Source organism: Streptomyces sp. NPDC050738 (genome assembly GCF_040654175.1).
GTDB lineage: Bacteria > Actinomycetota > Actinomycetes > Streptomycetales > Streptomycetaceae > Streptomyces.
Map to the genome: position 1 here is coordinate 88,593 of NZ_JBFAHN010000006.1, position 24,628 is coordinate 113,220.

Below are 24,628 nucleotides of genomic sequence, written 5' to 3' on the forward strand. Positions count from 1 at the left end.
CACCCCGCCCCGGCACCCGAGCCGACCGCGAAGGCTCCACAGCAGCCGGACCAAGCCCCCGCGGCACCCCAACCTGCGGCGAGTGCTCCACAGCAGCCGGACCAGGCTCCTGCGCTGATCGAGCAGCGGGAGCCCGGGGGCAGCGCCCCCGAAGCAGGCGACCCCGCCCCCCAGCCCCCCGGCGTCCGCCCCGCACCCCTGCCCCCGGCCGAACGGGCCCGCCTCCTCGCCGGCGAACACCACGAACCCCACGCGGTCCTGGGCGCACACCCCACCCCCACCGGCGTGGCCTTCCGCGTACTGCGCCCTTACGCCCGCACGGTCACCGTCCTCGCCGCAGGCATCCGCGCCGGACTCCACCACGACGGCGACGGCTTCTTCTCCGGCCTGCTCCCGCTCCGCACCGTCCCCGAGTACACGCTCCAGGTGACGTACGAGAACGACGACGCCGACGACGTGGCACCCCGCGAGGTCCAGGACCCGTACCGCTTCCTCCCCACCCTCGGCGACCTCGACCTGCACCTGATCGGCGAGGGCCGGCACGAGGAGCTCTGGAAGGCGCTCGGCGCGCACCCCATGACCCACCAGTCGGTGACCGGCACCCGGTTCACGGTCTGGGCGCCCAACGCACGCGGAGTCCGCCTCGCAGGCGACTTCAACTACTGGGATTCCACCGGCTTCCCCCTCCGGTCCCTCGGCTCCACCGGCATCTGGGAGGTCTTCCTCCCCGGCGTGGGCGAGGGCGAGCGCTACAAGTTCGACATCACCCGCCCCGACGGCAGCCACACCATGCGCGCCGACCCGATGGCCCGCCGCGCCGAGGTTCCCCCCGACAACGCCTCGATCGTCACCGACTCGCACCACGTCTGGCAGGACGCCGACTGGCTCGCGCACCGCGCCGACCGCCCGGTCCACGAGGCACCCTTCTCGGTCTACGAGATCCACCTCCCCTCCTGGCGCCCGGGCCTCACCTACCGCCAGCTGGCAGCCCAACTCCCCCCGTACCTGACCGACTTGAACTTCACCCACGTAGAACTGATGCCGGTCGCCGAGCACCCCTTCGGCGGCTCCTGGGGCTACCAGGTCACCGGTTTCTACGCCCCCACCTCCCGGATGGGCACCCCCGACGACTTCCGGTTCCTGATCGACGCCCTGCACCGCGCCGGCATCGGCGTCCTGATGGACTGGGTCCCCGCGCACTTCCCGCGCGACGACTGGGCCCTCGCGGAGTTCGACGGCCGCCCCCTCTACGAACACGAGGACCCGGCCCGCGCCGCCCACCCCGACTGGGGCACCCTGGAGTTCGACTACGGCCGTACCGAGGTACGCAACTTCCTTGTGGCCAACGCCACTTACTGGTGCGAGGAGTTCCACATCGACGGCCTGCGCGTCGACGCGGTCGCCTCCATGCTGTACCTCGACTACTCACGCGAACACGGCGAGTGGACCCCCAACGAACACGGCGGCCGCGAGAACCTCGACGCGGTCGGCTTCCTCCAGGAGATGAACGCCACCGTCTACCGCCGCAACCCCGGCGTGGTGACGATCGCCGAGGAGTCGACGGCCTGGGACGGCGTGACCCGCGCCACCCACCACACGGGCCCCGGAGGCTTCGGAGGCCTGGGCTTCGGCCTGAAATGGAACATGGGCTGGATGCACGACTCCCTCGGATACGTCTCCCACGAGCCGGTGCACCGCAAGTTCCACCACAACGAGATGACGTTCTCGATGGTCTACGCCTACTCCGAGAACTATGTCCTGCCGATCTCGCACGACGAGGTCGTCCACGGCAAACGCTCCCTCGTCTCCAAACTCCCCGGCGACTGGTGGCAGCAGCGCGCGACCCACCGCGCCTACCTGGGCTTCATGTGGGCCCACCCCGGCAAGCAACTCCTCTTCATGGGCCAGGAGTTCGCCCAGGGTGCGGAGTGGTCGGAGGCCCACGGCCCCGACTGGTGGCTCCTGGACCCCTCCTACTCCGCGGAGCCCGACCACCGCGGCGTACGCGACCTGGTCCGCGACCTCAACACCACCTACACCGCGACGCCCGCGCTCTGGCAGCGCGACACCGACCCGGCGGGCTTCGCCTGGGTGGAGGGCGACGCCGCGGAGGACAACGTCTTCGCCTTCCTCCGCTACGACAACGCCGGCACACCCCTCCTCGCGGTCTCCCACTTCTCCCCGGTGGTACGCCACGAGTACCGCCTGGGCGTCCCCACGGAGATATCGGGGCACGAGGGGATCTCCGCCTGGCAGGAGGTCCTCAACACCGACGGTCTGCGCTACGGCGGCAGCGACGTACGCAACCCGGAGCCGCTGAAGCCGGAGTCGGTGCCGTACCACGGCCGCCCCTCCAGCATTCAGCTCACGCTGCCGCCCCTGTCGACGGTCTGGCTCAGGCCGGTGTGAGCGCGGCCCGCAGAGGCTCGGGCAGGGCATCCCCTCCATGGATGATCCCGAGCGTCTGCGTGGCCCGTGTGAGCGCCACGTACAGATCGCTCGTGCCGTACTCGGCCGGCTCGACGACGATGACCCGGTCGAACTCGAGCCCCTTGGCCTGCCGGGGATCGAGCAGCACCAGATGCTGTTCGAGGTCCGGTTCGGCGCCTGCCACCACCCCGGGCAGCCGCGCGGCCAGTGCCTCGTGCAGCCGTCGCGGCGCGATCACCGCGAGCCGGCCCTCGGTGGGGGTCTCCTCGGCGGCGGCCTTGGCGACCGCCTCCACGACGTCGTCGGCACCGCGCACCCAGGGGCGCACCCCGGTCGACCGCACGGACGACGGCGGCTCGAATCCGGGGTGCTCGGCCCGCAGCACGGCCGCCGCGACGTCCATGATCTCGGACGGCGTACGGTAGTTGACCCCGAGCCTGGTGTGCGTCCAGCGGTCGGCGACGTACGGCGCGAGGATCTTCTCCCACGACCCGACACCCGCCTCCTCGGCGGTCTGCGCGGGGTCCCCGACCAGCGTCATCGAGCGCGTCGGCGAGCGCCGCATCAGCAGCCGCCACGCCATCGGCGACAGCTCCTGCGCCTCGTCGACGATGATGTGCCCGAACGCCCAGGTCCGGTCGGCGGCGGCCCGCTCGGCGGCGCTGCGGTGGTCGTCCTCCTCGTACCAGTCGGCGACGCGGTCGGCGTCGACGATGTCGTGCGCGGCAAGGACCTCGGACTCCTCCTCGTCCTCGAACTCATAGCTCTCGGAGCCACGCGACAGGTCCAGCACGCCCTGGGCGTAGGCGATCCGCTCCTGCCGGGCGGCCTCCGCTGCGGCCCGCCGGGCGCTGTCGTCGACCCCGAGCAGCTCGGCGGCCTCGTCGAGGAGCGGCACGTCGGCGACGGTCCATTCCCCTCCCGTACGCCGGATCGCGCCGGCGTCCTCCTCCGCGACCCGCACGGGGTCGGCGAGGAAGTCCGCCACCAGGTCCTCGGCCGCGAGTTCGGGCCACAACTCCTGTACGGCGGAGTGCACTTCGGCATTGCCCGCGACAGCCTTGCCGAGCTGGGCGATGTCGTCGGGCCCCAGCAGATTGGGCCCGCCGAAGGGATCGGCGCCGATGCGCTCGGTGAGCTGGGCGGTCAGCGCGTCGATGACGTGGAAGACGAAGTACGGCCGGGCGAGGTTGTGCGGCAGCGCGGTCTCGCGGGCCGCCTCGCGGGCCGCGTAGGCGATCGTCCAGTCGATGACCAGGTCGCCGTCGTCGTGCGGGATCACCAACGGAGCGCCGGGTTCGGGCAGTTGCTGCCGGTCGCGTACGGTCAGCGCCAGCGCCTCGGCCATGGCCTCGCCGCCCTTGACGGCAGCGGCGCGCGGGGTGTCGACGCCGGTCGCGTGCACGCCGGGGAACAGCTCGCCGACGGTGGCGAGCAGGACGCCCGTCTCGCCGAGCCCGGGCAGCACCTCGCCGATGTACCGCAGAAACGCGGGGTTCGGTCCGACGATCAGCACGGCCCGCTTGGCGAGAAGCTCGCGGTGCTCGTACAGCAGGAAAGCGGCACGGTGCAGCGCGACCGCGGTCTTGCCGGTGCCGGGACCGCCTTCGACCACCCGCACGCCCTGGTACGGGGCGCGGATGATGCGGTCCTGCTCGGCCTGGATGGTCTGCACGATGTCGCCCATGCGGCCGGTGCGGGCCGAGTTGAGGGCGGCGAGCAGCACGGCGTCGCCGGTCGGGTCCTCGTACCCGGTGCGCTCGGAGTCCCCCACATCCAGCAGCTCGTCGTGCAGCTCGGTGACGGTGCGGCCGTCGAGAGTGAGGTGTCGGCGCCGGCGCAGACCCATCGGCGTGTGTCCGGTGGCGAGATAGAAGGGCCGGGCCACAGCAGCACGCCAGTCGATCAGCACTGGAGTGCGTTCGATGTCATCGGCGCGAATACCGATGCGCCCGATGTGATGTGTGACGTCGTTCTCCGCGAGATCAATACGCCCGAAGCACAGCGACCCCTCCACCGAATTCAGCGCAACGACCAGCCCCGACCGTTCCACCAGCAGCAGATCCCGCTCAAGACGGGCCTGCTGCCCGGTCCCCACCGGCACCAGCGCGTCCTGGACAGAGTCGGCGGCGAGGCCGCGCAGCTCGTCGACGCGAGCGTAGAGCCGGTCGATGAATTCCTGCTCGTTCCGCAATTCGGCATTCGCTCGGGTTGACAAATTCGCTCCCTGCCAGGTAGTGTTCCTCTTATCGGCCCCCCTTGAGGGGCCTTTTCTGTGGGCACACAGAACTCCCCAATATACGCTGAGAAATCCCCGGACGGCAATTCCCGTCCGGGGATTTCTCTGTGCCCGGTGTCCCGTCCCGCGGTGCTCGGCGGCGACCCGGTCAAGGGCCGTTGGGGCGGCGGCCGACCCGGAGTCCAGGGGCCGCCGGCCTGCCCGCTCAGAGCCGGGCTTCCGCGGGCTCCTGTTCCGGCGCCGTGTTCCCCGGTCCGGCAGCAGACCCCACGCCGGATGCCGGGCCCCGCCGCCCCGGCAGCAGTACCGCCACCAGCAGGGTCCCCGCACCCAGGATCACCGCGCCGATCAGGCTGGTGTGGGCGACCGCGTCCGAGAAGGCGCCGTTCACCGCCTGTACCAGCGCCTGCGCCTGCTGCGGGCCGGCCTGCTCCCCGACCTTCTGTGCCACGGCGAGCCCCGCACCGACCGAGTCCTGGGCCGTGCCCAGCGCATCGGCAGGCAGCTTGGTGCCCACGCTGTCCGCGAGATGCGAGGAGTACGAACCGGCCAGCACGGAGCCCAGGATCGCGATCCCCAGTGAGCCCCCGAGCTCCAGTGAGGTGTCGTTGACCGCGCCGCCGACGCCCAGTTCGGACTCCGGGAAGGCGCCCATGATCGCGTCCGTGCAGGGCGAGAGCGCGAGCCCGATCGCCAGACCGAGGATGGCGAGAGGTGCCACGAAGGCGGTGTACGTGGACGAGGCGTCGACCTGCGTGAGCAGTGCCAGGGCGGCGGTTCCGGCGACCATCCCCGCCGTGACGGTGACCTTCATGCCGAGCCGAGGCGTCAGAATCCCGGTCAGCGCCGACCCGACAAAGACCGCACCGGCGAGCGGCAGCATCCGTACGCCCGTCTCCAGCGGTGTGTAGCCGAGCACAAACTGCAGGTGCTGCGTGAGGTAGTAGAAGGCCCCGAAGACGGCCAGGAAGAAGAGCGCGACGGCGAGGTTGGACCCGGCGAAGCCCCGGTCGAGGTACCGGCGCACGTCCAACAGCGGGCGCGCGCACCGCAGTTCCCACACCACGAAGGCCACGAGCCCCACCCCGGCGACCACCGCGGCGCCGAGCGCCTTCGCGTCCCAGCCGAAGTGCGGGCCCTGGATGATCATGTAGACGAGCGCGCCGATCCACACCACGGACAGCAGCCCGCCCGCGTAGTCGATACGCCCGTGACCGTGCGCCTTCGACGGCGGTACGAGGACGAACGCCCCGATGATCGCGAGCGCGGCGATCGGCACATTGATGAGGAACGTCGACGCCCACCCGTGGTTCTCGAGGAGCGCGCCCGCGACCAGCGGGCCGGCCGCGATGGCGAGTCCTGCCGTCGCCGTCCAGAGCACGATCGCCTTGGCGCGTTCGGCGCGCGGGAAGCTCGCGGCGAGCAGCGAGAGCGTGGCGGGCATGATCATCGCCGCGCCGACGCCCATCACTGCGCGCGCGGCGATGACTCCGCCCGCGCTCCCGACGAGGGACCCGGCGACCGCGCCGCCCCCGAAGACGACGAGCCCGAGGACGAGCGCGCCCCGGCGGCTGTACTTGTCGCCGATCGCGCCGAGCAGCAGCATCAGCGCGGCGTACGGAACCGTGTAGCCGTCGATGACCCACTGCAGGTCCGAGCTGCTCAGCCCCAGGTCCTTGGTCATGTCGGGGGCCGCGACCGTCAGCGCGGTGTTCGCCATGACGATGATCAGCAGACTCAGGCAGAGCACCCCCAGCGCCCACCAGCGCCGTGCGTACGGCTGCTCCATCTCATCCACCGGCTGCTTCTGCCACAACGCCATCCCTGCCGCCTCCCATCGACTTGCACACTGCTGTGCAATTACACACTGCTGTGCAAGTTACGCCGATGCACGCCCCTGTGCAAAATGAGGAGGTGACTTCTTCCGTACGCGCAGACGCCAACCGCCGCCGCATCCTGGACGTGGCGCTCACCGAGCTGCTGCACGACCCGGACGCCTCGATGGACCAGATCGCGCGCGCGGCCGGCGTGGTCCGCCGCACGGTCTACGGCCACTTCCCCAGCCGCGACATCCTGATCGCCGCCCTCGCCGACAACGCGGCGGCCGCCCTCATCGAGGCACGCTCCACAGGCCGCGACGGAGCCGAAGGCGACGCGGCCGACGAGCTGGCCCGCGCCACCCTCGCAGCCTGGGAGATCGCCGACCGCTACCGCCTGCTGGTCGCCCTCGCGCAGCGCAGCATCACCGTGGAGGGCATCAGGCAGCGGCTCGCCCCGGTCCGCCAGGACCTCACCGACCTGCTCCAACGCGGCCTGGACGAGGGCGTGTTCAGCTCCCCACTGCCGGTCGCGGCGCTCGCGTACGTACACGAGCAGGCGATGTTCGGCCTGATGGACGCGGTCAACGACGGCGCCCTCCCGCCGGAGGAAGCTGCGGCGGCGGCCGCCCACACGGCCCTCACCACGGCGGGCGTCCCGCCGGCCCGAGCGGCCGCCGTCATCGCGAATGCGATGCGCGCATGACGGACTTCCCGATGGGCCCCACCTCCCGCCTTGCATGAAAATGCATTGGGATGCATACTCTTCCTATGTCCAAGGTCCTCACCTCCCTGCCCTCCGGCGAGCGCGTCGGCATTGCCTTCTCCGGCGGTCTCGACACCTCTGTCGCCGTCGCCTGGATGCGCGACAAGGGTGCCGTCCCGTGCACCTACACCGCCGACATCGGCCAGTACGACGAGCCCGACATCGCGTCGGTGCCCGGCCGTGCGAAGGCCTACGGCGCCGAGATCGCGCGCCTGGTCGACTGCCGCGCCGCGCTGGTCGAGGAAGGCCTGGCCGCGCTCACCTGCGGGGCGTTCCACATCCGCTCGGGCGGGCGTGCGTACTTCAACACCACGCCGCTGGGCCGCGCCGTCACGGGCACGCTCCTCGTGCGGGCGATGCTCGAGGACAACGTCCAGATCTGGGGCGACGGCTCGACGTACAAGGGCAACGACATCGAGCGGTTCTACCGCTACGGCCTGCTCGCCAACCCGCACCTGCGCATCTACAAGCCCTGGCTCGACGCGGGCTTCGTCGCCGAGCTCGGCGGCCGCCAGGAGATGTCGGAGTGGCTGGTCGCCCACGAACTGCCCTACCGGGACAGCGCGGAGAAGGCGTACTCCACCGACGCCAACATCTGGGGCGCCACCCACGAGGCCAAGACCCTCGAGCACCTCAACACCGGTGTCGAGAGCGTCGAGCCGATCATGGGCGTGAAGTTCTGGGACCCCTCGGTCGAGATCGAGACCGAGGACGTCACGATCGGCTTCGACCAGGGCCGCCCCGTGACGATCAACGGCAAGGAGTTCTCCTCGGCCGTCGACCTCGTCATGGAGGCCAACGCCATCGGCGGCCGCCACGGCATGGGCATGTCCGACCAGATCGAGAACCGGATCATCGAGGCCAAGAGCCGCGGGATCTACGAGGCTCCCGGCATGGCCCTGCTGCACGCCGCGTACGAGCGTCTCGTCAACGCCATCCACAACGAGGACACCCTCGCCCAGTACCACTCCGAGGGCCGGCGCCTCGGCCGTCTCATGTACGAGGGCCGCTGGCTGGACCCGCAGGCCCTGATGATCCGCGAGTCGCTGCAGCGCTGGGTCGGCGCGGCCGTCACCGGCGAGGTGACGCTGCGGCTGCGGCGCGGCGAGGACTACTCGATCCTCGACACGACCGGACCGGCGTTCAGCTACCACCCGGACAAGCTGTCCATGGAGCGCACCGAGGACTCCGCGTTCGGCCCGGTGGACCGGATCGGCCAGCTCACCATGCGCAACCTCGACATCGCCGACTCGCGCGCCAAGCTGGAGCAGTACGCGAGCCTCGGCCTGATCGGCAGCGGCAACACCGCCGACTCCGCCCACCCCGCCATCGGCGCCGCCCAGGCGGCCGCGACCGGGCTGATCGGCACCCTGTCGGAGGGCGGCGCCGAGGCCATCGCCTCGCGCGGCACGGCCCCCGACGAGGAAGCCATGCTGGACCGCGCCGCAATGGAGTTCGGCACGGACTAGGCAGGCACCGGGAACGTACAGAAGCGGGCCCCGGCGGATTCCCTTCCGCCGGGGCCCACTTCTGTCCGGACTACCGGGCTACCGGCGGACCTGGAAGTTGACGAACCGCCGGAGTCCGGCCCTGGACGCCTGCTGCCGACGGCCCTCGCCCGCGGCCTCACGCGCCGCGCACGCCGCCGCGTCGTCCTTGAAGCCGTCGGGCTGCATGAAGATCAGCTCCCCGCTCCCCGGCACCAGCGCCACCCCGCCGAACGCATCGTCCCCGGCGAACCACACACCGGCATTGGCCGCCTCGGGCCAGCCGCCGCTGTTCGGCTTCATGATCTTCCCGCGCATCAACGGCGAGCCTCCGGGGCCCTTCCCGCCCATACGGAGCTGCCTGGCATTCCCCTGGGCGCCCGCGAAGACCTGCTCCACCGGCGTACGGAAGACGAGGGGGTACGTACGGAGCACACGCCGGCACCTCACGTTCCAGATCGCCTCGGGAACCCAGAACTGCAGGCCTCCGCCGACCATGAGGCACCCCACGATCCCCACGGGAATCAGATACTGCTTCCCGGACAGCGGCACCGCCGCGATGAGCAGCAGGCCGCCCACCACGAACGCCAGGAGCCACTTCAGCAGATACGAGAGGTGGTGCCGCACCGCACCCCGGTAGTCGCTGCCGTCCGTGGCGTAGGCGGCCCGCCGCGCTCCCCGGGTGTTCTGCGTGCCGGTCATCCGAAATCACTCCCCCATCCGATTCCCAAGGGATGCTAATGCACAGGTAAATCGCGGGGCTGGGACAATGACACGGTGAACAGCTCCGGCAGATACGTCCTCTTCGATGTCGACGGCACCCTGATCGACGCCCTCGACAACCAGCGCCTGATCTGGGCGACCTGGGCCACGCGCCACGGCCTCGATCCGGCCGAGGTCTACCAGGAGGCGCTGCGGACGCGGCCGTTGGAGACCTTCGCCGCCGTCGCACCCTCGCTCGACCCGGAGCGGTGCCTCACCGAATTCCATGCTCTGGAGGACGAGGACGTCCGCTCCGGTACGTACTCCGCATTCGACGGCGCCGCAGCACTCCTCACGGCCCTGCCCGCCGGGTCATGGGCGCTGGTCACCTCCAACTACGAGCACCGGGTGCGCGGCCGCTTCGCCCGTACGGGGCTGCCCGTCCCGGAGGTGATCGTGGACGCCGCCGGGGTGAGCGAGGGAAAGCCGTCGCCGGTGCCGTACCTGCTGGGGGCCGAGCGGTTGGGCGCGGCACCCGAGGACTGCCTCGTGATCGAGGACGCACCTTCGGGTGTCAGGGCGGGACTGGCGGCCGGCATGACCGTGTGGGGCGTGAACACACCGCGGCCCGTCGACGGCGTGCAACGGCACTTCACGAGCCTGCGCGACGCGGCCCCGGAGATCCTCGCGTACGCAGCCAGGGCAATCGTCAACTAAGGGTTGACGATCCGGAGAGCGTCAACCTAAGGTTGACGCATGACCAATCCAGTCCGTCCGACGCATCCCGTCCGTCTCGACGACCTGATCGAAGCCATCAAAAAGGGTCACACCGACGCCCTCGACCAGCTGTCCGACGCCGTCATCGCCGCCGACCACCTCGGCGAAGTGGCCGACCATCTGATCGGCCACTTCGTCGACCAGGCCCGCCGTTCCGGCGCCTCCTGGACCGACATCGGCAAGAGCATGGGGGTCACCAAGCAGGCCGCCCAGAAGCGGTTCGTGCCGAAGGACCTCAAGGACCCGGCCGCCGCGGCCCTCGACCCGAGCGCGGGCTTCGGCCGCTTCACCGAGCGCGCCCGCAACGTCGTCATGGCCTCGCACAACGAGGCGAAGGCGGCCGGCCAGGCCGAGATGGTGCCCGCCCACCTCGTCCTCGGGCTGCTCATCGAGCCCGAGGGGCTCGCCGCGGTCGCGATCCGCGCGCAGGGGGTGCAGCTCGACTCCGTACGGCAGGCCGCGTCCGCCGCGCTTCCGCCCGCCCTCCCCGCCGACGAGGTGCCCGACCTCATTCCGTACGACGCATCAGCGAAGAAGGCCCTGGAGCTCACTTTCCGGGAGGCCCTGCGCCTCGGCCACAACTACATCGGCACCGAGCACATCCTGCTCGCGCTCCTCGAACTGGAGGACGGCGAGGGGCCGTTGGCCGAGGTCGGCATCGAGAAGAGCGCGATCGAGGCTCACCTCGTCGAGCTGCTCTCACAGTTCAAGGCCTGATACGCCACGCGGGCGGTACGGATCACATCCCGTACCGCCCGCAGCCCGGCCATCAGGCCCGCTCGTCCGCCAACTCCTTGCCGCCCGACCGCTGTTCGGGCACTTCCGAGACACCCTCGTCAGTGAGCATCTTCTCGTCGAACGGCATCCGGCCCGCCAGGACCTCATCCACCCGTTCCCTGTCGATCTCCTTGGTCCACGTCCCGACGAGCACCGTGGCCACCGCGTTCCCCGCGAAGTTCGTCATCGCGCGCGCCTCGCTCATGAAGCGGTCGATGCCCACGATCAGACCGACCCCGTCGACCAGTTCCGGCCGGTGCGACTGGAGTCCTCCCGCGAGCGTCGCGAGTCCCGCACCCGTCACGCCCGCCGCGCCCTTCGAGGCGACGAACATGAACAGCAGCAGGGAGATCTGCTCGCCGCCGCTCATCGGCTTGTCCAGCGCGTTGGCCACGAAGATCGAGGCCATCGTCAGATAGATCATGGTGCCGTCGAGATTGAACGAATACCCCGTCGGCACCGTGATCCCGGCGACCGGCTTGCTCACGCCCAGATGTTCCATCTTCGCGATCAGCCGCGGCAGCGCCGACTCCGACGACGAGGTCGACAGGATCAGCAGGAACTCACGGCTCAGATACTTCAGCAGCCGGAAGATGTTGAGCCCCGTGAAGACCTTCAGCAGCACCCCGAGCACGACGAAGACGAACAGCGCACAGGTGATGTAGAAGCCCACCATGATCACGGCAAGGGCCTTGAGCGCATCGACCCCGGTCTCCCCGACCACCGCCGCCATCGCCCCGAACGCCCCCAGCGGAGCCGCCCACATGATCATGGAGAGGATGCGGAAGACCAGCCGCTGGATGTGCTCGACACCCTTGAGCACCGGCGCCCCCACCGGCCCCAGCGCCTGCAGCGCGAAGCCCGTGAGCAGCGCGATCAGCAGGGTCTGGAGCACCTGGCCCTCGGTGAAGGCGGAGACCATCGTGGTCGGGATGATCCCGAGCAGGAACTCCACGGTCGACTCGCTCGCGCCCGCGGCCTGCTTGGCCCCGGCGCTGCGCGCCGCCTCCGTCAGATGCAGTCCGGCGCCCGGCTCCAGAAGATTGCCGACGAGCAGCCCGATCGCCAGGGCGACCACCGACATGATCATGAAGTAGCCGAGAGCGAGCCCGCCGACGGCCCCGACCTTCGCCGCCTTGCGCACCGATCCGACGCCCAGCACGATCGTGCAGAAGATGATCGGCGAGATCATCATCTTGATCAGGTTCACGAACCCGGTGCCGATCGGCTTGAGTTCGACGGCCACACCGGGGGCGGCGAACCCCACGATGATGCCGAGCACGACCGCTCCGATCACGGCCAGATACAGATAGTGCGTACGGTCCCGCCTGGTGGGGGCCACGTTGCCCTCCTTCTCGTGAGCTTCTCCACGTCCCGATGGATCCCCGCGACTATCCACCGCCCTGTGACCCCCGTCACCCTTCCGTGCATTACGTTCACCGCTTTTCCGCCATGCACACTGCTCCCATGCGCATATCCGTCCCCCGCCCCCGTTCCCTGGCCGGCCAGCTCTTCGCGATGCAGGTCGTCCTCGTGGCGGTGATCGTCGCGGGCTGCGCGCTCTTCAGTTACGTCACGGACAACCGCCAGGCCCAGGAGGCCGCCCGCCGCCAGGCGACGGCGGCCGCGCAGGCGGTGGCGCTCTCGCCGTCCGTACGGGAGGCGATCCGCGGCCCGGACCCGACGGCGGCCCTCCAGACGTACGCCCTGCAGATCGTCGACTCCACCGACGTCGCGTTCGTCACGATCATGGACGTGCACGGCATCCGCTGGACGCACCCCGACCCCGATCAGATCGGCGCCCGCTACCTCGGACACATCGCGCCCGCCCTGCGCGGCGAGACGTACGCCGAGACCTACACCGGCACCCTGGGCTCCTCGATCCGCGTCGTCACGCCCATCCGCGACGGCACCCGCGTCGTCGGCCTGGTCAGCGCGGGGATCACCGTCAAGCGGATCGACGCGCAGATCCAGCAGCAGGTGGGAATGCTGCTCTGGTTCGCGAGCGGTGCTCTCGCACTGGGCGGGCTCGGTACGTACGTCATCAACGCCCGCCTGCGCCGCCACACCCACGGCATGAACGCCGCCGAGCTCAGCCGGATGCACGACTACCACCAGGCCGCCCTGCATGCCGTGAGCGAAGGCCTCCTCATGCTCGACAGCCGCCGCCGCATCGCCCTGATCAACGACGGCGGCCGCGAACTGCTGGGCCTCGGCCCGGACGCGGTCGGCCGCAGCGCCGCCACCCTGGGCCTGCCCGCACCGCTCACCGGCGCGCTGCTCTCCTCCGAGCCGCGCGTGGACGAGGTGCACCTCACCGCCGACCGCGTGGTGGTCGTCAACACGCGCCCCGTACGCGGCGGTGAGCAGCACGGCACGGTCGTGACCCTCCGCGATCACACCGAACTCCAGGCGCTCAGCGGTGAGTTGGACTCCGAACGCGACTTCACCCAGGCCCTGCGCGCCCAGGCCCACGAGGCCGCCAACCGCCTCCACACCGTCGTCTCGCTGATCGAGCTCGACCGGACCGAGGAGGCGGTCGACTTCGCCACCGCCGAGCTCGAACTGGCCCAGACGCTCACCGACCGGGTGGTCGGAGCAGTCGCCGAACCGGTGCTCGCGGCCCTCCTCCTCGGCAAGGCGGCCCAGGCCAACGAGCGCGGCGTGGAACTGGTCCTGGCCGACGACAGCGACATCAAGGAGGGCCTGCTGCCACCCCGTGACCTGGTCACCCTCCTCGGCAACCTCATCGACAACGCACTGGACGCGGCCCAGGGCAGCGAGGGCGCCCGCGTCACGGTCACCGTCCGGGCGGCCGAAGGCGAACTCCTGCTGCGGGTCGCCGACACGGGCCCCGGCGTCCGGGCCGCCGACGCCGATGAGGTCTTCCGTCCCGGCTGGTCCACCCGGGGCGCCGGCCGCGGCCTGGGCCTGGCCCTCGTACGCCAGTCGGCGCTGCGCCTGGGCGGAACGGTCGCGGTGGAGGGCGCGGAGTTCTCCGTACGACTGCCACTGGAGCCGGAGCAACAGCCGGAACCGGAGCCGGATCCGTCCACCAACACCCCACCGAGGAGCGGCACATGACGACGACCACCCCCCTGCGCGTCCTGGTCGTCGAGGACGACCCCGTCGCCGCCGACGCGCACACCCTCTACGTCGGCCGCGTCCCCGGCTTCACCGTCGTCGCCACCACCCACTCGCGCGCCGAGGCCGTCCGCGCCCTGGACCGCGCGACCTCCGACGGCGCCCCCGTCGACCTGCTCCTGCTCGATCTGCATCTGCCCGACGGGCACGGTCTGCAGCTCGTACGCTCACTGCGCGCCACGGGCCACTCGGCGGACGTCATCGCGGTCACCTCGGCCCGCGATCTGGCCGTCGTACGCGAAGGGGTCTCGCTCGGCGTCGTCCAGTACGTCCTGAAGCCCTTCACCTTCCCCACCCTGCGCGACCGCCTCATCCGCTACGCCGAGTTCCGCACCGCGTCCGAGGCCGGCGAGGCGGGCAGCCAGGAGGAGGTCGACCGGGCGCTCGCCACCCTGCGTACGCCCCAACCCGCCGTCCTGCCCAAGGGGTTGAGCGCTTCCACCCTGGAGGCGGTGACCCGGACACTGCGCCGCAGCCCCACCGGTACCAGCGCCACCGAGACGGCCGCCGCCATCGGCATCTCGCGGATCACCGCACGCCGCTACCTGGAGCACCTGGTCGACTCGGGGCGCGCCGCCCGCGCACCCCAATACGGGCAGATCGGGCGCCCGGAGCTCCAGTACCGCTGGATCAGCGGTCCGTAGCGCAACCGATAACAACGTTGTCATGCACGGGGATTGACCTTGATTTGAGCTCCGCCTTAGGTTCACCGGGCAGCCCACCCAGGCTTTTTCGCCAGAGGAGGTCGTGCCCGTGCGCCCCACCGCTCCGCTGATCCTTGCCGCCGCAGCCACCGTGCTCGCCGCCGGTTCGCTCACTGCCTGCAGCAGTGGTTCCGGCTCCAGCCCCGACACAGTGAAGATCGCCTACCAGCGGTCCACCAACAACAAAGTCCTCGTCATGGACAACTACCTCGCGGCGGTGAAGAAGGACTTCGAGAAGGCCAACCCCGGGAAAAAGGTCAAGCTCATCCCGATCCAGGCCGACGAGAACGCGTACTACACCAAGATCCAGCAGATGATGCGCTCCTCGAAGACCGCACCGGACCTGGTCTACGAGGACACCTTCCTCATCAACTCGGACATCAAGAGCGGCTACCTCGCACCCATCGACAAGTACCTTGCCAAATGGCCGAGTTGGGACCAGTTCCTGCCGACCGCCAAGACGGCGGCCAAGGCGCAGGACGGCAAGACGTACGGCGTGCCGGACGGCACCGACACCCGTGGCATCTGGTTCAACAAGGACATCTTCAAGAAGGCGGGCCTGCCCGCCGACTGGCAGCCCAAGTCGTGGGCGGAGATCCTCGATGCGGCCCGCACGATCAAGCAGAAGGTCCCCGGCACCATTCCCCTCAACATCTACACCGGCAAGGGCCCGGGCGAAGCAGCCGTGATGCAGGGCTTCGAGATGCTGCTGTACGGAACCGGGACCGATCCCCTCTACGACACCGCGTCCAGCAAGTGGGTGGCGGGCGGCAAGGGCTTCAAGGACTCCCTCGACTTCGTGAACACGGTCTTCTCCGAGAAGCTGGGCCCCCAGCAGTCGGACGCCCTGGACCCGAACGTCGGCACCCAGGTCCAGACGGACTGGCTCCCCAACGGCAAGCTGGCCATCGACATCGACGGCTCCTGGATGGGCAACCAGTGGCTGCCCACCGGCGGCAAGCCCTGGCCCGAGTGGTCGACGGTCCTCGGCCAGACCGCGATGCCGACCCAGAACGGCCAGGCGCCGGGCAAGGTCTCCATGTCGGGCGGCTGGATCTACTCCATCCCCGCCAAGTCCAAGAACCAGGACCTGGCGTGGAAGATGATCGAGCAGCTGCAGACGAAGGCGAACGCGGTGAAGTGGACGGTCCAGGGCGCCCAGATCGCGGTCCGCAAGGACGTCGCGGCGGATCCGGAATACCTCAAGTCCAGCCCGGGCGTCGCCTTCTTCACGGGCCTGGTCCAGTACACGCACTACCGCCCGGCGCTCCCCGTCTATCCGCAGATCTCCACGGCGATCGGCGAGGCGATGGAGGCCGTGACCACGGGTGACGCGAAACCCGACGGCGCGGCGAAGACGTACGACGACGCGCTGAAGACCATCGCCGGCGACGCAGTCCTGAACAAGGGCTGACACCCGGTGAGCACCCTGCGCAGGGGCGGCCGGCTCGGCTGGCTGCCCCTGGCCCCGGCCGTCGTCCTGCTCCTCGTCTTCCTGGCCGGCCCCATCGGCTACTGCGGCTACATCGCCTTCACCAACATGCAGCTGACGGGCTCCTCCTCGACGGACTTCGTCGGCTTCGCCAACTTCCGCCGCGCCTTCGCCGACCCCGTCTTCCGCAACGCGGTCTGGCTCACCCTCGTCTTCACGGTCATCTCCTCGCTCCTCGGCCAGAATTCGCTGGGCCTGTTCCTGGCCACCCTGATGCGCCGCGCCTCCAAGCCCGTGCGCACCGTCACCGGCGCCCTCGTGATCGCCGCCTGGGTGCTCCCTGAGATCGTCGCGGCCTTCCTCCTGTACGCCTTCTTCCGCCGCGAGGGCACCCTCAACGCCATCCTGGACTGGCTGCATCTCCCGTCCCAGAACTGGCTCTACACGCTCCCGATCGTCGCGGTCTCCTTCGCGAACGTCTGGCGCGGAACGGCCTTCTCGATGCTGATCTACTCGGCCGCCCTCGCCGAGATCCCGCAGGACATCACCGAAGCGGCCGAGGTCGACGGGGCGAGCGGCCTGCGCCGCTTCTGGCACATCACGCTCCCCATGATCCGCCGCTCGATCGCCACGAACCTGATGCTCAACACCCTGCAGACCCTCTCGGTCTTCGGTCTGATCTGGGCCATGACCCGGGGCGGCCCGGGAAACCGGAGCGAGACGCTCCCGGTCTTCATGTACGACCAGGCCTTCAACAAGTCCCTGATCGGCTACGGAACGGCAGTCGCCCTGCTCCTCCTGCTGATCAGCTCGCTCTTCTCCGTGGTCTACCTGCGCCTGCTGAAGACGGAGGTCTGATCCGCCATGCCCCGCGCCCTGAAGAACCGCCGCACCGCCGAACGCCTCGCCACGGACCTGGCCCTGCTGGTCCTGGCCGCGGCCTTCGCGCTCCCCCTGGTCTGGCTGATCCTGTCCTCCATCGACCCGGTGGCAGGCCTGCGCGTACACCTCCCCGACCAGCCGACCCTCGACAACTTCTCCGGCGTGCTCACGGAGGAGATCACCTTCCGCCCGATGCTCAACAGCCTGATCCTCTGCGGCGGAGCGACGGCCCTCACGGTGGCGGCATCGGCCCTCGCCGCGTACCCGCTCTCCCGCTACCAGTCCCGCTTCAACCGCCCCTTCCTCCTCACGGTCCTCTTCACCACCTGCCTCCCCATCACGGCGATCATGGTCCCGGTCTACGGCCTGTTCGTGCAGACGAACCTCATCGACACCACGTACGGCACGGCGCTCTTCCTCTCCACCTCCCAACTCCCCTTCGGGATATGGCTGATGAAGAACTTCATGGACGGCGTCCCGATGGTCCTGGAGGAGGCGGCCCGCACGGACGGCGCGACCGCCATGCAGACGCTGACCCGGATCGTGCTCCCGCTGATGGGACCGGGGGTCACGGTCGTCACGATCTTCAGCTTCATCATGATGTGGGGGAACTTCTTCGTCCCCTTCATGCTCCTGCTGACCCCCGAGCAGCTCCCCGCCTCGGTCTCGATCTTCAACTTCTTCGGCAACCGCACGGGCCAGGTGGCCTTCGGCGAGCTCGCGGCCTTCTCGATGATCTACTCGACGCCGGTCGTGCTGCTGTACGTCCTGATCGCACGCCGCCTGGGAAGCGGCTTCGCACTGGGAGGCGCGGTCAAGGGCTAACCGGCGCCCGTACGTTCCTCCAAAGCCCGAACCCTGTCGGAACGCACCGTATGCGCACCCTCACTCCCCCCTCTACGGTGTGCCCGTGCACCACGAGAGCCCACCCTTCGACGCCCCCGCCGCGCGCCGCCTGCGCGAGGCGCTGGGCATGGCCCCCGGCCACGTCGCCTACGGACTGCGCGCCCAGTACGGACTCCAGGTCACCCCCGACACGGTGGCGGCCTGGGAGCGAGGCCTGCTCTCGCCCACTTCCCGCGAACTGACCGCGCTGGCCGGGGTGTTGTGGTGTTCGCTCGGCGACCTGCTGATCACCGCGACCACCCTGCGCGAACACCGCCTGGCCCAGGGGCTGCCCCCGGAGGACCTGGCACGCCGGATCGGCATGGACGTCTCCGCGTACGTCCGCATGGAGGATTCGGGCCGCTGGCGCGGCAACGAACGCCAGTCCACCGCCCTCGCCGAGGTGCTCTCCCTGACCCCCGCCGCGTTCCTCACGGCGACGGGCCGCGACGGGGAACTGGCCGACCTGCTGCGCTCGGCGGCGACCACCCGCTGGCAGGCCTACGTACGCCCGGCCGCCAAGCTCCTGCCCCTCCCCCGCCACCACATCGAGGACCTCCTCGAACAGCTCCACTCCGACTACCAGGCGCAGATGGTGTCGACGCTCAACTGGGGCAATACATCGACGACGTCGACGGCGGCCGACGAGGGCAAGGCCTTCCTGGACACGATCGTGCCCCGCTTCTGGTCACTGGCGCGCGGCTAGGCGAGCACAAGCCGGCAGGTCAGCCCGCCCGCCGCGCCATCAGCACCGCGCTCGGCCGCTTCGCCCCCTCCGACACCAGCGTCGCGACGACGTCGAGACCGGCCTCGACCAGCAGCTCGGCCATGCGGTCCGGCTGCCAGAAGTAGGTGCCGTACGCCACCGGATGGCCGTACGCACGCTCCGGCCGCCGGCTCCCCTCCCCCACGTGGAACCCGATCACCGCATGCCCGCCGGGCGCCAGCGTCCGCCGGAACTCGGCGAGCACCACGGGCAGCACCTCCGGTGGTGTGTGCAGTACGGACCACCAGGCGACGATGCCGCCGAGTTCACCGTCGGGGAGGTCGAGGCCGGTCATCGAGCCGACGTCGAACCGCAGTCGGGGATACGTCCGCCGGGCGACCTCCACCATCCCCGGCGAGAGGTCGACCCCGAACACGTCCAGCCCCATGCCGTCCAGCCGCGCGGTGATGTGTCCGGGCCCGCACCCGACGTCGGCGACGGGGAGTCCGCCGGCATCCCGTACGAGCTCGGCGAAAGCACCGAGCATCGCGCGGCCGAAGGTGTCGCCGTCGACCAGCGGCGGCACCAGCACGGCATAGTCCTCGGCGACGGTGTCATAGGACGCCCGCGCCGCCTCCAGATAAGGGAATCGAGTCACCCCCTCACCCAACCACCCAGCCGGCCGGGGTCACTTCCGGACCGGGCACATCCCCTCGGAGAGCGTGTTGTAGGCGGGGGCGGCCTTCGCCGTCGCCGCCGTGGCGCCGGATCCGCCGAGCTGGATCAGGATCTCGTCGGACAGCAGGTCCTGGTTGCCCTTCAGCGCGTCCGCGACCTTCGTGTCCTTCGGGAACACCATCTCCGCGGCGATGTTGTCCTGCACGATCCGGGCAAGGTTGTCGAGCGCGGTGAAGATCGGGTCCTTCGGCGTTTCGAGGCCGGGCAGGTCGATCAGGTGGGTGGCGACCTTCGCCGCGTTCATGCAGTCCTTGATGATGATGGTGTTCTGGTTGAGCACGCTGGTGGTCCACTGCGAGAGCACCACGCAGTACAGGTCCGCCCACGCCGCTTCGCCGACCTTCGTGCGCCAGGTCTTCATGATCTGCTGTACGCCCGCGATCTGGGCCTGCGCGGCATGCTCCATGTTGACGCGGATGTCCGGGTAGACGCTCGCGGAGAACGCTTCGAAGGACGCCATGTCGAACACCTTCGTCTGGACCGAGGTGTTGATGAACTTCAGGGCGCCGTCGAGGATGTTGCCGCAGGACGTGGTCAGCGCGGCCGGCAGACCGGCGGCGGCGAGGTTGCGGCGGGCCGTCGTGAGGGTCGTGGCGTATGCCTTGAGCGGGGTGATCCACGCGGATGACTTGTCGTCGTTGAACGCCACCATGACGAGGTCATGGGCGTCCATGCGCCCTGCGTTCGGCAGGTTCGGGATCTTGTCCGCCAGATACGAGGCGAGCACGGAGAAAAGGCCGAGCGGGACGTGAGCGATGGACTTCGCCAGCTCGAACGTCTCCGCCACGGGGTTGACCGACTCCTGGCCGGCGTCGGTGACGAGGGTGAACCTGCCGCCCTTGGCGTCGTTCTGCACGACGATCACCGGTGAGAGATGCTTGATCAACTCGGCTTTGAGCGTGGCGTAGTTGGAGCGCATCCCGGCGTTCACCGCGAAGATCGAGTCCTTCGCCTGCTGCGGGGTCACCGCCACCGCGCCCACCTCGCCCGCCACCGGGGTGTCGGCGGCGCTCGGGGACGCCGAGTAGCCGAGCAGGGCGGCGGTGCCGATGCCGGAAGCGCTGCCTATGAAACCTCTGCGTGTAGCCATCTTCGTTTTCTCCTGGGTAATTCTTCGTACGGATATCGGTGCGGTGGGGGGAGCTTCTGCATGGGGAATTCCAGTGCTGGGAACGGACATTCATGGGGGGGAAGCGCCCCCTTATCCCGAAAGGGGGCGCGTACTGCTGCTCGGTGCTACTTGATCGCGCTCTGCTTCGGAACCACGACCCCGTAGAGGTCCTGGACCGTGGCGAGAGCGGCCTCGTGGACCTGCTGCGCCGGGATGCCGTTCGGCTTGCCGTTCAGCGGCAGCGGCCGGGTCGCGGAGGCATCGGCCACCACGGTCGGGCTGTTGCCGTTGAGGAACGCGCCCTGCGTGGTGAACAGGGTGCACATGTTCGTCATGAACCCGGCGATGATGACGTTCTTGCGCCCGGCCTTCTTGACCTGCTGGGCGAGGTCGGTCTTGTAGAAGCCGTTGGGGACGGACTTCTCGACCACAGGCTCGCCCTTGGCCGGGGTGAGGGCGGGAATGATCTGGCCGCCCTTCGACTTCAGGTCGTAGCCCTTGTCGACGATATGGATGACCGGCGTACCGGCGGCGCGTGCCCGCTTCAGCAGGGCTTCGGTGTTGTTCACCGCCGCCTGCCAGCCGTCGAGCTCCATCACGCCCTCGGTGTACGTGTTCTGGTAGTCGACCAGGATCAGCGTGGCGTCCGCGAGAGTCGCCGGGGTCTCGTCGAACTTGTTGAGCTGGCGCAGAGTCGTCGTGTCCTTCGCGACGTTCTTCTCCGCGGTGGGCGACGGCTTGCTTTCGGTGCGCGAGGCGGCTTCGGAGTCTCCGCCGCACGCCGTAGCGGTGAAGGCGAGAACACCGACGACACCGAGTGCGGCAGCGGAACGCAAAATCTTCGACATCAGACGATCTCCTTCTGGGACGTGACGACGACGCCGTACAGGTCGGCGATGGTGGCCAGCGCGCTGTAGTGCACCTGGCAGGCGTCCAGGTCGGTGCCGGCGACCGGCAGGGACCTGGTGGCGGTGGCCTCGGCGACGACCGTGGGGCGGTTGCCGCGCAGGAACGCGCCCTGCGCCGTGAATGCCACGCACATGTGGGTCATCCACCCGGCGATGACGACGTCCTGCCCGTCCGTGACGTGGTCGCCCAGGTCGGTGCCGTGGAAGGCGTTCGGTGCCGTCTTGACGACGACGGGCTCCCCGTCCACGGGCGCCAGGCGCGGGTGGATCTGGCCGATCTCGGCGCGGATGTCGTACGGAGTGCCTTCGCCCCCGTCGTTGATGACATGCACGACCTTCGTGCCCTGCTCACGGGCGCGCGCCAGCAGCAGTACGGCGGCGTCCAGCGAGGCCTCCCACCCGTCGAGTTCCATCACGCCCTGGGTGTAGGTGTTCTGGAAGTCGATGAGGATCAGCGTCGAGCCGGCCAGCTTCGCAGGCGTCTCGTCGAAGCCGTTGAGCTCGCGCAGCGTCGTTCTGGACATGGGTGTACCGCCTTCGGGGGTTCGGGTGGGGTGAGGTGCGTTGGGCTGTGTCCAAAACGCTACGACCCCCCAGCCGTGTCCACAATGACGTCTAACATGCAGATACAGACATGCCGCAGGAGCACCAGGAACAGCACCAGGAGCAGGAGCAGCCCGTGCCGGACACCGTCGGACGACTGATCGTGATCGTCCTCTTCGAGGGAGTCGACCTGCTCGATGTCACCGGCCCGCCGGAGGTGTTCTCCCTGGCCAAGCGCGAGACCGAGGCCGCCGCCGGCTACCGCGTCGTCCTCGCCGCCGAGAGCATGGCCCCCGTAACCACCGCGGCCGGAGTACGCATCCTCCCCGACGTCACCTTCAACGAGGCCGCCGAGGGGCGTATCGACACCCTCATCGTGCCCGGCTCGGTGGACGTCGACAGCTCAGGCCGCGTCCGCGCGAACGTGGACCCCGCCCTGGTCGCTTCGGTGAAGGTGCTCGCCGGGCGTACGCGCCGGGTCACCTCCGTATGCGTCGGAGCACATCTGCTGGCCGCCGCCGGTCTCCTCGACGGCAAACGGGCCACCACCCACTGGTCGACCGCACAGCAACTGGCCGCCGAGCACCCGGCCGTCGAGGTCGACGCCGACCCGATCTTCATCCGCGAGGGCAACGTGTGGACCGGGGCGGGGATCAGCGCCTGCCTGGACCTGTCGCTGGCCCTGATCGCCGACGACCTCGGCGAGGCCGTCGCGCTGCGCGTCGCGCGCCAGCTCGTGATGTACCTCAAACGCCCCAGCGGCCAGAGCCAGTTCAGCGTCCCGCTGGAGCAGGTCTCCACGACGCGGCGGATCGAGGACATCCGCCACCACATCATGCGCAACGTCGACCAGCCGCTGACCGTCGCGGACCTGGCGGCGTACGCGCATGTCAGCGACCGCCACCTCACCCGGCTCTTCAAGACCGAGCTGGGCACGACCCCGCACACGTACATCGAATCCATCCGCGTCGAAAAGGCCCGCCACGGCCTCGAATCCACCGACGCCACCCTCGAACGCATCGCCACCGCCTGCGGCTTCGGCACGACCGACACCCTGGTACGGGCGTTCAGACGCCGCCTGAACACGACTCCGACGGAGTACCGCCGCCGCTTCAGAGTCCCGCAGGCCGACTGACGGGGGCCGGGGGCCGGGGGCCGCACCACGCCCCTGGTTTCCCCGGCCGGCCGCAGCACTTCGACGGCCTCGCAACCCTCTCCGGTTCAGCCGGTCACGCCGACCCGGGCCGCCCGTTCGAGAGGTCGCCTATCCGGCGTCGTCCCACTGCGCCTGCACCCAGGCCAGCTGCGCATCGCTCAGCAGAGGGGTGAACCCTGCCGGGAACAGCAGCATCTGGTGAATCGAGGGATGGGACGAGGGTCGCACCACAACAACCGGGGAGGTATCACCCACTCATCCTGCCCCGGAGCCGAAGATCCACTGCCGCATGATGGAACTCGCCCGAATCGACAGCCCACCACGCCACCGAAGGACGGACATGACCGCCACCACCGGGTTCGAGGACATTCCGCCGACCACGCTCGCCGACCTCCTCGGGCGGGAGCAGGTCATGGACATCGGCATCCGTCCACTCTGGTCGCCGTTCCCACGCGTCGCAGGCCCTGCGTTCACGGTGCGGTGCCCTCCTGGCGACAACCTCATGCTGCACGCGGCCATCTACCGCGCCGCGCCCGGCTCGGTCATCGTCGTCGAGTCGGGCGATCTGGACTTCGCGCTCGCCGGCGGGAACGTCTGCGCGGTCGCCCAGCGCCGGGGAGTCGCAGCGTTCGTGGTCGACGGGCTGATCCGCGACCTCGCCGAAGTTCGCGAGGCGGGCTTCCCGGTCTTCGCCAGGGGAGTCATCCCCATCCCCGGAACCAAGGCGGCCGTGGCCCCGCTCAACGGCCCGGTCCGGTGCGGCGGAGTGGATGTGAACGCGGGTGACATCGTCGTGGCCGACGAGGAGGGAATCGTGGTCACGCCCAGCGGCCGCCAGGTGCCGACACTGCTCGACGCCCAGGCAAAGCTGGCCAAGGAGGCCGGCGAATCACTCGACGCATGGGAAGCGGCGCACCGCGCCCGTATCGACAAGATCCTCGCCGAGAACGGCTTCACCGACTGAGCGTTGCGCGGCCCTCAGGGCTGATGGCAGACAGCCTCGACGTTGTTCCCGTCGGGATCGCGGACAAAAGCTCCGTAGTACGACGCGTGGTACTCCGGCCAGAGCCTGGGCGCGTGCAGACCCTCGGCTCCCGCCGCGAGTGCCGCTGCGTAGAAGGCGTCCACGGCCGCGCGGTCAGCCGCGGCAAAGGCGATGTGCAGTTCGCGCGCCGGCGCGGGGTCGGCCGCGGGGACCAGCCACAAGGGGTGGCCCGTGACCCCGAAGCTGATGTTCTCGCCGTACTGCTTCTTGCGCTCACCGCCCAGCGGGGCGAGTGCCGCGTCGTAGAACGCGGCGCTGGCCGCGATGTCGTGCACCTGAATGGCGATGTGATCCAACATGTGCCAACTCTGCATCAGCGCCCGGGAGTTGTCCTAACGATTTGGCGCCCCACGCGGCTTCCGGGCCCAGAAAGGAGAAC

Annotated in this window: 22 protein-coding genes; 13 read left to right on the forward strand and 9 right to left on the reverse strand. The window is 69.7% G+C overall.

Features of this window, described 5'->3' with window-relative positions; genetic code table 11:
* Positions 1–198: 198 nt before the first annotated feature.
* Positions 199–2,409 (forward strand): 1,4-alpha-glucan branching enzyme, encoded by a 2,211-nt coding sequence (gene glgB / locus AB0H78_RS17260; RefSeq protein WP_363235635.1) that lies wholly within the window; start codon positions 199–201, stop codon positions 2,407–2,409.
* Here glgB and AB0H78_RS17265 read toward each other — a convergent pair.
* Both AB0H78_RS17265 and AB0H78_RS17270 read right to left on the reverse strand, forming a co-directional pair.
* Positions 2,396–4,624, reverse strand: coding sequence for a helicase (locus tag AB0H78_RS17265; RefSeq protein ID WP_363235637.1), 2,229 nt, complete (start codon positions 4,622–4,624; stop codon positions 2,396–2,398). The genes glgB and AB0H78_RS17265 overlap by 14 nt on opposite strands.
* 250 nt (positions 4,625–4,874) lie before the next feature.
* Positions 4,875–6,491 carry an MFS transporter gene (locus AB0H78_RS17270; RefSeq protein ID WP_363235239.1) on the reverse strand — a complete coding sequence of 539 codons (1,617 nt, stop codon included), beginning with the start codon at positions 6,489–6,491 and terminating at the stop codon, positions 4,875–4,877.
* A 92-nt stretch (positions 6,492–6,583) separates the two neighbouring features.
* Between AB0H78_RS17270 and AB0H78_RS17275 the strand changes: the two genes are divergently transcribed.
* On the forward strand, positions 6,584–7,192 hold the full coding sequence (locus AB0H78_RS17275) for a TetR/AcrR family transcriptional regulator (protein ID WP_363235240.1): 609 nt from the start codon (positions 6,584–6,586) through the stop codon (positions 7,190–7,192).
* Between the two features lie 65 nt (positions 7,193–7,257).
* Positions 7,258–8,721: an argininosuccinate synthase gene (argG, locus tag AB0H78_RS17280; protein ID WP_363235241.1), complete on the forward strand. Its 1,464-nt coding sequence runs from the start codon at positions 7,258–7,260 to the stop codon at positions 8,719–8,721.
* 78 nt (positions 8,722–8,799) lie between these two features.
* Here argG and AB0H78_RS17285 read toward each other — a convergent pair whose 3' ends face one another.
* Entirely contained in the window at positions 8,800–9,441 is a 642-nt protein-coding gene (locus AB0H78_RS17285) for a hypothetical protein (RefSeq protein ID WP_363235242.1), read from the reverse strand.
* Between the two features lie 75 nt (positions 9,442–9,516).
* Here AB0H78_RS17285 and AB0H78_RS17290 point away from each other — a divergent pair, with 75 nt between their 5' ends.
* Positions 9,517–10,158 (forward strand): HAD-IA family hydrolase, encoded by a 642-nt coding sequence (locus AB0H78_RS17290; RefSeq protein ID WP_363235243.1) that lies wholly within the window; start codon positions 9,517–9,519, stop codon positions 10,156–10,158.
* A gap of 39 nt (positions 10,159–10,197) precedes the next feature.
* Positions 10,198–10,935 (forward strand): Clp protease N-terminal domain-containing protein, encoded by a 738-nt coding sequence (locus tag AB0H78_RS17295; RefSeq protein ID WP_363235244.1) that lies wholly within the window; start codon positions 10,198–10,200, stop codon positions 10,933–10,935.
* A 52-nt stretch (positions 10,936–10,987) separates the two neighbouring features.
* Here the strand turns inward: AB0H78_RS17295 and AB0H78_RS17300 are convergent, their stop codons facing one another.
* Entirely contained in the window at positions 10,988–12,337 is a 1,350-nt protein-coding gene (locus tag AB0H78_RS17300) for a cation:dicarboxylase symporter family transporter (protein WP_363235245.1), read from the reverse strand.
* Between the two features lie 125 nt (positions 12,338–12,462).
* On the opposite strand from AB0H78_RS17300, the gene AB0H78_RS17305 reads away from it, so the two are divergent.
* From AB0H78_RS17305 to AB0H78_RS17330, 6 genes are all read left to right on the forward strand, one after another.
* Positions 12,463–14,079 carry a sensor histidine kinase gene (locus AB0H78_RS17305; protein WP_363235246.1) on the forward strand — a complete coding sequence of 539 codons (1,617 nt, stop codon included), beginning with the start codon at positions 12,463–12,465 and terminating at the stop codon, positions 14,077–14,079.
* On the forward strand, positions 14,076–14,783 hold the full coding sequence (locus AB0H78_RS17310; protein ID WP_363235247.1) for a response regulator: 708 nt from the start codon (positions 14,076–14,078) through the stop codon (positions 14,781–14,783). The genes AB0H78_RS17305 and AB0H78_RS17310 overlap by 4 nt, the downstream gene beginning before the upstream one ends.
* A gap of 109 nt (positions 14,784–14,892) precedes the next feature.
* The gene (locus tag AB0H78_RS17315; protein ID WP_363235248.1) at positions 14,893–16,257 is read left to right on the forward strand and encodes an extracellular solute-binding protein; all 1,365 of its coding nucleotides are present in this window, start codon (positions 14,893–14,895) and stop codon (positions 16,255–16,257) included.
* Between the two features lie 15 nt (positions 16,258–16,272).
* Positions 16,273–17,133: a sugar ABC transporter permease gene (locus tag AB0H78_RS17320; protein WP_363235638.1), complete on the forward strand. Its 861-nt coding sequence runs from the start codon at positions 16,273–16,275 to the stop codon at positions 17,131–17,133.
* Positions 17,134–17,139: 6 nt separating this feature from the next.
* Complete coding sequence (locus AB0H78_RS17325) at positions 17,140–17,982, forward strand: carbohydrate ABC transporter permease (RefSeq protein ID WP_363235249.1); 843 nt, start codon at positions 17,140–17,142, stop codon at positions 17,980–17,982.
* A 79-nt stretch (positions 17,983–18,061) separates the two neighbouring features.
* Positions 18,062–18,748 carry a helix-turn-helix transcriptional regulator gene (locus tag AB0H78_RS17330; protein ID WP_363235250.1) on the forward strand — a complete coding sequence of 229 codons (687 nt, stop codon included), beginning with the start codon at positions 18,062–18,064 and terminating at the stop codon, positions 18,746–18,748.
* A gap of 19 nt (positions 18,749–18,767) precedes the next feature.
* Here the strand turns inward: AB0H78_RS17330 and AB0H78_RS17335 are convergent, their stop codons facing one another.
* The 4 genes from AB0H78_RS17335 to AB0H78_RS17350 all read right to left on the reverse strand — a co-directional run bounded on the left by AB0H78_RS17335 (position 18,768) and on the right by AB0H78_RS17350 (position 22,029).
* Entirely contained in the window at positions 18,768–19,406 is a 639-nt protein-coding gene (locus AB0H78_RS17335) for a class I SAM-dependent methyltransferase (RefSeq protein WP_363235251.1), read from the reverse strand.
* 30 nt (positions 19,407–19,436) lie between these two features.
* Positions 19,437–20,576, reverse strand: a complete 1,140-nt coding sequence (locus AB0H78_RS17340; protein ID WP_363235252.1) for a hypothetical protein — start codon at positions 20,574–20,576, stop codon at positions 19,437–19,439.
* A gap of 146 nt (positions 20,577–20,722) precedes the next feature.
* Positions 20,723–21,445: a cysteine hydrolase family protein gene (locus AB0H78_RS17345; RefSeq protein WP_363235253.1), complete on the reverse strand. Its 723-nt coding sequence runs from the start codon at positions 21,443–21,445 to the stop codon at positions 20,723–20,725.
* Positions 21,445–22,029: a cysteine hydrolase family protein gene (locus AB0H78_RS17350; RefSeq protein ID WP_363235254.1), complete on the reverse strand. Its 585-nt coding sequence runs from the start codon at positions 22,027–22,029 to the stop codon at positions 21,445–21,447. Before AB0H78_RS17350 ends, AB0H78_RS17345 begins: the two co-directional genes overlap by 1 nt.
* Positions 22,030–22,139: 110 nt before the next feature.
* Here AB0H78_RS17350 and AB0H78_RS17355 point away from each other — a divergent pair, with 110 nt between their 5' ends.
* A complete protein-coding gene (locus AB0H78_RS17355; RefSeq protein ID WP_363235255.1) occupies positions 22,140–23,183 on the forward strand; it encodes a helix-turn-helix domain-containing protein in 1,044 nt (347 codons plus the stop codon).
* Between the two features lie 361 nt (positions 23,184–23,544).
* Positions 23,545–24,168: an RraA family protein gene (locus tag AB0H78_RS17360; RefSeq protein WP_363235256.1), complete on the forward strand. Its 624-nt coding sequence runs from the start codon at positions 23,545–23,547 to the stop codon at positions 24,166–24,168.
* A gap of 14 nt (positions 24,169–24,182) precedes the next feature.
* On the opposite strand, the gene AB0H78_RS17365 is transcribed toward AB0H78_RS17360, so the two are convergent.
* Positions 24,183–24,548 (reverse strand): VOC family protein, encoded by a 366-nt coding sequence (locus AB0H78_RS17365; RefSeq protein ID WP_363235257.1) that lies wholly within the window; start codon positions 24,546–24,548, stop codon positions 24,183–24,185.
* Between the last annotated feature and the right edge of the window lie 80 nt (positions 24,549–24,628).